This is a genomic window from Lysobacter enzymogenes (assembly GCF_017168095.1).
GTDB lineage: Bacteria > Pseudomonadota > Gammaproteobacteria > Xanthomonadales > Xanthomonadaceae > Lysobacter > Lysobacter enzymogenes_D.
Map to the genome: position 1 here is coordinate 1 of NZ_LXSD01000244.1, position 6,303 is coordinate 6,303.

7 protein-coding genes are annotated in these 6,303 nt (G+C 73.2%); 4 read left to right on the forward strand and 3 right to left on the reverse strand.

What is annotated here, in order from left to right:
* Positions 1 to 205: 205 nt before the first annotated feature.
* Positions 206 to 409 carry a dodecin family protein gene (locus A7A76_RS06635; protein ID WP_206410447.1) on the reverse strand — a complete coding sequence of 68 codons (204 nt, stop codon included), beginning with the start codon at positions 407 to 409 and terminating at the stop codon, positions 206 to 208.
* A gap of 145 nt (positions 410 to 554) precedes the next feature.
* On the opposite strand from A7A76_RS06635, the gene A7A76_RS06640 reads away from it, so the two are divergent.
* Complete coding sequence (locus A7A76_RS06640; RefSeq protein ID WP_206410448.1) at positions 555 to 1,121, forward strand: shikimate kinase; 567 nt, start codon at positions 555 to 557, stop codon at positions 1,119 to 1,121.
* A complete protein-coding gene (gene aroB / locus A7A76_RS06645) occupies positions 1,118 to 2,224 on the forward strand; it encodes a 3-dehydroquinate synthase (RefSeq protein WP_206410449.1) in 1,107 nt (368 codons plus the stop codon). The genes A7A76_RS06640 and aroB overlap by 4 nt, the downstream gene beginning before the upstream one ends.
* Positions 2,225 to 2,327: 103 nt before the next feature.
* Here the strand turns inward: aroB and A7A76_RS06650 are convergent, their stop codons facing one another.
* Positions 2,328 to 2,948 (reverse strand): MarR family winged helix-turn-helix transcriptional regulator, encoded by a 621-nt coding sequence (locus A7A76_RS06650; protein ID WP_206410450.1) that lies wholly within the window; start codon positions 2,946 to 2,948, stop codon positions 2,328 to 2,330.
* Between the two features lie 93 nt (positions 2,949 to 3,041).
* Here A7A76_RS06650 and A7A76_RS06655 point away from each other — a divergent pair, with 93 nt between their 5' ends.
* Entirely contained in the window at positions 3,042 to 4,538 is a 1,497-nt protein-coding gene (locus A7A76_RS06655) for an alpha/beta fold hydrolase (protein WP_206410451.1), read from the forward strand.
* Between the two features lie 4 nt (positions 4,539 to 4,542).
* Here the strand turns inward: A7A76_RS06655 and A7A76_RS06660 are convergent, their stop codons facing one another.
* Entirely contained in the window at positions 4,543 to 5,181 is a 639-nt protein-coding gene (locus A7A76_RS06660; protein ID WP_206410452.1) for a cysteine hydrolase family protein, read from the reverse strand.
* A gap of 94 nt (positions 5,182 to 5,275) precedes the next feature.
* On the opposite strand from A7A76_RS06660, the gene A7A76_RS06665 reads away from it, so the two are divergent.
* Positions 5,276 to 6,268, forward strand: coding sequence for a GlxA family transcriptional regulator (locus tag A7A76_RS06665; RefSeq protein WP_241200769.1), 993 nt, complete (start codon positions 5,276 to 5,278; stop codon positions 6,266 to 6,268).
* Positions 6,269 to 6,303: the final 35 nt, after the last annotated feature.

Genomic DNA, 6,303 nt, shown 5'->3' on the forward strand with positions numbered 1-6,303 from the left:
GGCGGGGCTGCGTTGCTTCGGTTGGTCGCGACTTGCGTCGCTCCTACAGGGAGATACGAAACTTGCCGAAGCCCCTGTAGGAGCGACGCCAGTCGCGACCGCGAATACGCAACTACGACGAAACCCGCGCAACGACCGCATTGCCGCAGTCGCGACTCGCGTCGCTCCTACAGCCGGATGCGAACCTCCAAGGCCATCGCCCCCATCAATTCACCACGAAACTCACCTTCAGATTGACCCGCCACTCCTGGATGTTCCCCGCCGCATCGGTAGTGACCTTGATTTCGTTGACCCAGGCCCCCTGGATGTTCTTGACCGACTCGGCGCACTTGGCCAGACCGGTCTTGACCGCGTCCTCGATGCCGATGCTGGACGACGTGCTGAGTTCGATGACCTTGGCGACCGCCATGAGCGTTTCTCCTGAGGCGCGCGGACACGACCGCGCCGCGGCGCGCGCGAAGCCGGCGACGGCGGGAGCCCCGAGCCTAGGCCGGCGTGCGTTAAGCCGGCGCAAGCGCCGCCGCGGCGGCGGCGCTGTGCCCTACAATCGCGGCATGAATCCGGCCAGCAATCTGATCCTGATCGGGCCGATGGGCTCGGGCAAAACCTGCATCGGCAAGCGCCTGGCCGAGCGCTTCGGCCTGCGCGCGGTCGACGCCGACCGCGAGCTCGAACTGCGCGCCGGCGCGAGCATCGCGCAGATCTTCGAACACGAAGGCGAAGCCGGCTTCCGCGCGCGCGAAAGCGCGGTGCTGGCCGAACTGCTGGGCGGCGACGGCCTGCTGCTGTCCACCGGCGGCGGCGCGGTGCTGGCCGCCGACAACCGCCGGCTGCTGCGCGAACGCGGCTTCGTCGTGCACCTGCAGGTCAGCGTCGAGCAGCAGCTCGAGCGCCTGGCCCTGGACCGCAGCCGCCCGCTGCTGGCGCGCGGCGACCGCGAACAGGTGCTGCGCGAACTGGCCGCGGCGCGCGCGCCGCTGTACGCCGAAACCGCCGACCTGGCCTTCGACACCGGCGCCGGCGGCGCGGCCGAGGCCGCGCTGGGCCTGGCCCAGCGGCTCGACGCGCTGTGGCGCCGGCCGCCCTCGCCGGCCCCTTCCCCCCTTGGAGTCACCGCATGAGCGCGCCGCGCAAAGTCGAAGTGTCCGGCGAGTCCGGCTACAGCATCGAAATCGGCCCCGGCCTGCTCGCCGACGGCGCGCGCCTGGGCAAGCCGCTGCGCGGCCGCCACGCGCTGATCGTCAGCGACGGCAACGTCGCGCCGCTGTACCTGGACCGGGTCGCCGCCGCGCTGGCCGAAGCCCGGCCCGGCCTCAGCGTGGCCCGCTTCGTGATCCCGCCCGGCGAGCACGAGAAGACCCTGGAGCGCTTCGGCCAATGCCTGCACGCGCTGTCCGAACTCGGCGCGACCCGCGACGCGACCGTGATCGCGCTCGGCGGCGGCGTGGTCGGCGACCTCGCCGGCTTCGCCGCGGCCTGCTGGATGCGCGGCATCGACTGCGTGCAGCTGCCGACCACGCTGCTGGCGATGGTCGACTCCTCGGTCGGCGGCAAGACCGCGGTCGACCTGCCCAGCGGCAAGAACCTGGTCGGCGCGTTCCATCCGCCGCGCGCGGTGATCGCCGACACCTCGGCACTGCGCAGCCTGCCCGACCGCGAACTGCGCGCCGGCCTGGCCGAGGTGGTCAAGTACGGCGCGATCTTCGACGCCGGCTTCCTCGACTGGCTGGAAAGCCACGCCGAAGCCCTGCTCGCCCGCGACGATGCCGCGCTCGGCGAAGCGATCGCGCGCAGTTGCGCGTTCAAGGCCGACGTGGTCGCGCGCGATCCGTTCGAACGCGGCGACCGCGCCATGCTCAACTTCGGCCACACCTTCGGCCACGCGATCGAGACCGAGCAGGGCTACGCCGGCACCCGCGGCGACGGCCTCAACCACGGCGAAGCGGTGGCGGTGGGCATGGTGCTGGCGGCGCGCCTGTCGGCGGCGCTGGGCCGCTCCGGCCTCACCGACGCCGAGCGTTTGCAGCGCCTGCTCGAACGCCTCGGCCTGCCGGTGCGCATCCCGGCCGGACTCGATCCGCAGGCCCTGCTGGCGCGCATGCGCCTGGACAAGAAGGCCGACGCCTCCGGCCTGCGCTTCGTCCTGTGGGACCGCGCCGGCGCGGCGCGGATCGTGTCGGGCGTCGCCGACGAACAAGTTCTGGCGGTGCTGGCCGCGGGTTGACGCGGCGGCGCGGGCGCGCCGCTCGAACCCCGGCGACCACGACGGCGGCGCGGCGACGCGCCGCCGTCGTCGTTTTCGCCGCGCGCTCGCGCGTTCGCGCCGCTCAGGACGCCTGCCGCAGCCGCAGCTTGCGCAGCAGCCGCGCCAGCTGCGCGCGCTCGGCCGTGTCGAGCCCGTCGAGGCTGCGTTCGGCGTGGGCGAAGCGCTCGCCGATGGCGCGGTCGATCAGGCGCACGCCTTCGGCGCTGAGTTCGGCGGCGAGCGAGCGGCGGTCGTGGGCGTCGAAGCTGCGCGCGATCAGGCCGCGCGCCTCCAGTCGGTTGAGGCACGCGGTCATCGCGCCGGAGGTCAGCAGCACCGAACGCCGCAGCTGCGTCGGCGTCAGCCGGTACGGCGCGCCGCTGCGGCGCAGGGTGGCGAGCACGTCCAGGTCCGAATACGGGATGCCGAGCGCGCGCAGGCTGCGGTTGAGATCGGCTTCGAACAGCCGGCCCAGGTGCAGCACCCGGCCGACCACGGCCATCGCCGAGGCGTCCAGGTCGGGGCGTTCGCGGCTCCAGTCGTACAGCAGTTGATCGACCACGTCGCCGTCGCGGGCGGCGGCGGCCACGGCGGCGTTGTCTTGCGCGGCGCCGTCAGCGCGCGGCGGCGCCGGCGCGGGCCTGGGCTTGCGCCGCGGCGGCGCGGCGGCCTTTCGGGTGTTGGGGTCGGAGGTTCGGCTCATGCGGCGGATTATATTCACGGCAAGTATCTTGACATGAAGATAAATCGCCGGGAGCATGGCGCCACTCCCGCCGTCGGTCCCGCCGCGATGCGCATGTCCGCCTGGAAGCAGTTCCTCTGGCTGTCGCTGTGCTGCGGCCTCGCCTTCGCCGCTGTCGCAGCGCCGCGCAAGGCCGGCGAGATCGAAGTCGAACACGGCCGCATCGACGGTCCGTCCGGCCCGGTCGCTTACGAAATCGGCACCCTCTACGTGCGCGAAAACCGCGCCCGCGTCGACAGCCGCCTGATCGGCGTCGGCTTCGCCCGGATCAAGGCGCCGCGCGCGACCGGCGCGCCGCCGGTGTTCTGGCTGCCCGGCGGGCCCGGCCTCAGCGTGCTCGGCAGCTTCACCGACACCGGCGAATCCGCGCGGAGCCGTCTGCGCTCGTGGCTCGCGTTCGCCGAAGTCGGCGACCTGGTCGTGGTCGAACAACGCGGCTACACGCTGCGCGGCGAGCGCCTGACCGCGGCCTACCCCGCCTCGCCGCTCGACCGCCCGGCCTCGATCGACGACGACGCGCAGGCGATGCGCGAGCTCGCGCGCACCGCGGTCGCGGCCAATCCCGACAAGGACCTGTCCGGCTACACCATCGCCGAGTTCGCCGCCGACGTCGACGAGCTGCGCCAGGCGCTGGGCTACGAGCGCATCAGCCTGTTCGGCGGCAGCTTCGGCTCGCAGTGGAGCCTGGCGACGATGCGCCTGTATCCGCAGCGGATCGCGCGCGCGGTGCTGTCGGGCGTGGAGCCGCTGGACAACGGCTACGACATGCCCTCGCACGTGTTCGCCGCGCTGCAGCGCATCGGCTTCGAGGCCGAGCGCGATCCCGCGCTGGCGCCGTACCTGCCGCCGGGCGGGCTGATGGGCGCGGTGCGCGCGCTGCGCGAGCGCTTCGCCGCCGGGCCGGTGCGGGTGCGCGTGCGCGACGCCCAGGGCCGCGAGCGATCCGTGGCGCTCGGCGCGCAGGACCTGCAACTGGCCCTGCTCGCGCACGCCGACGAGGCCGGACAATGGCCGGCCTTCATCCTGTCGCTGTATCACCGGCACTACGACGCCTGGGCGCGCGAGGTCGTCGAACAGCGCGCGGCCGGCGAGATCAAGCTGATCGGCCCGCTGGCCGACAGCAGCCTGGGCGTCAGCGCGGCGCGCGAATACCGGCTGCGCAGCGATCCGGCGCTGGACTACCTCGGCGCCTGGAACTTCGCTTCCAACATCGCCTCCGCGCCGGACTGGCCCACGCCCGACCTCGGCGACGCGTTCCGCCTGCCGCGCGCCAGCGACATCCCGGTGCTGTTCGTGCACGGCGATTGGGACACCTCCACGCCGGTGGAGAACACCCGCGAACTGCTGCCCTACTTCCGCAACGGCCGCGCCCTCGTGGTCCACCGCGGCGGCCACGACGGCGCGTTCTATCTGTTGCGCGACGCGCCGCAGGCGAAGAAGGCGGTCTACGAATTCCTGCGCAGCGGCCGCGACGAAGGCTTCCCGGTGGAGATCGATGCGCCGCTGCCGAAGTTCGACGTGCCCGACTTCGCACCGCCGCCGCGCGGATGAGCGCTCAAGCCGCTGCGGCCCGTGCCCGCGCCCGCTGGTTCGACGCATACGGCGTATCGGTCTGGAAGCCTTCGCCCGAGCTCAACGCCGCGATCCAGGCCTCGGTGCCCACCACCGCGGCGAAGCGGCTTTGGAACACCACCGAAAACACCCGGTGGATCTCCTCGCCGCTGGCCATGCCGGCGCTGTTCTCGTAGGACAGCGAACCGCTCGCATCATCGAGGAACTCGACCCGGTAGCCGCGGTGCGCGGCTTCGAACACGGTCGAGGCGTCGCAGTTGTGGGTCATGTAGCCGGCCACGGCGATCGTGTCGATGCCGTTGGCCTGCAGCCACTGGTCGAAGTCGGTCCCGGCGAACACGCTGGGCAGGGTCTTTTCGATGTAGTGGTCGCGCGGCCGCGCGGCGACGGCGGCCTCGAGCTCCCAGCCCGGCCGGCCTTTGTCGAACACCGGCGCGCCGGCGCGGGAGGTGTTCTGCACCACGACCACCGGCACGCCGGCGGCGCGGGCGGCGTCCATGGCCCGGCCGATGTTCGCCAGGGTGCGCTGCGGCGGCGGGTATTCGATCGGCAGGCCGCCGCCGAAGTAATCGTTCTGCACGTCGATGACGACCAGGGCGCGCTTGGGGATCGTGGTTTGCATGGCGGAACTCCGCGAGTGGGGACGGGACGCATTGTTCGCCCGTGGCGGCCCCGGCGACACTGGCCCGAACGACAATCATCGCCAGGATCGGGCCATGTACAATCGGGCCATGAACGCCGAACCGTCGCTGTCGCGCGTGGCCGTGGTCGCCTTCGACCGCATCAGCGCCTTCCACCTGTCCGTGCCCTGCCTGGTGTTCGAGCGGCGCGAGGATCCCGCGCAGCCGCCGTTCGAGCTGCGGGTGTGCGCGGCCGAGCCCGGCCCGCTGCGCGCGCGCGCCGGCTTCGGCATCAGCGCCGATCACGGGCTCAAGTCGCTGGCCTGGGCCGACACGGTGATCGTGCCGTCCTGGCGCGACGGCAACGAGCGCCCGCCCGAGCCGCTGCTGCGCGCGCTGGTGCGCGCGCACGAACGCGGCGCGCGCATCGTCGGCCTGTGCCTGGGCGCCTACGCGCTGGCCGAGGCCGGCCTGCTCGACGGCCGCCGCGCGACCACCCACTGGATGTGGAGCGAGCACTTCGCCGCGCGTTATCCGCGCGTGCAGTTGCAGCGCGACGTGCTCTATGTCGACGACGGCCGCATCACCACCTCGGCCGGCACCGCCGCGGCGCTGGACTGCTGCCTGCACCTGGTGCGCGGCGCCTACGGCGCGGACGCCGCCAACCGGCTCGCGCGCCGGCTGGTGGTGGCGCCGCACCGCCAGGGCGGGCAGGCCCAGTACATCGAGCAGCCGCTGGCGGCGACCGCGCGCGACGACCGCCTCGGCGAGGTGCTGGCCTGGGCGCTGGCCCACCTGGACCGCGCGCACAGCCTGGACGCGCTGGCCCAGCGCGCGCTGATGAGCCGGCGCACCTTCACCCGGCGCTTCCGCGACGCCACCGGCACCACGGTGGGGCAGTGGTTAGCCGGGCAGCGGCTGGCGCAAGCGCAGCGGCTGCTGGAAACCAGCGACCGCGGCCTCGACGCGATCGCCGCCGACACCGGTTTCGGCAGCGCCGCCTCGCTGCGCCAGCACTTCGCCGCGCGCCTGGGGGTCTCGCCCTCGGCCTATCGGCGCGGCTTCCGCGGCGTCCACCCCGGCGGCTGAGGCGGCCGCCGCGCAACGCTGCGGTGCGCGGCCCG

What these genes read in the sequence shown, in the direction of transcription:
- A7A76_RS06635 (WP_206410447.1), bottom strand. Translation starts at nt 409, where the DNA reads ATGGCGGTCGCCAAGGTCATCGAACTCAGCACGTCGTCCAGCATCGGC.
- A7A76_RS06640 (WP_206410448.1), top strand. Translation starts at nt 555, where the DNA reads ATGAATCCGGCCAGCAATCTGATCCTGATCGGGCCGATGGGCTCGGGC.
- aroB (WP_206410449.1), top strand. Translation starts at nt 1,118, where the DNA reads ATGAGCGCGCCGCGCAAAGTCGAAGTGTCCGGCGAGTCCGGCTACAGC.
- A7A76_RS06650 (WP_206410450.1), bottom strand. Translation starts at nt 2,948, where the DNA reads ATGAGCCGAACCTCCGACCCCAACACCCGAAAGGCCGCCGCGCCGCCG.
- A7A76_RS06655 (WP_206410451.1), top strand. Translation starts at nt 3,042, where the DNA reads ATGTCCGCCTGGAAGCAGTTCCTCTGGCTGTCGCTGTGCTGCGGCCTC.
- A7A76_RS06660 (WP_206410452.1), bottom strand. Translation starts at nt 5,181, where the DNA reads ATGCAAACCACGATCCCCAAGCGCGCCCTGGTCGTCATCGACGTGCAG.
- A7A76_RS06665 (WP_241200769.1), top strand. Translation starts at nt 5,276, where the DNA reads ATGTACAATCGGGCCATGAACGCCGAACCGTCGCTGTCGCGCGTGGCC.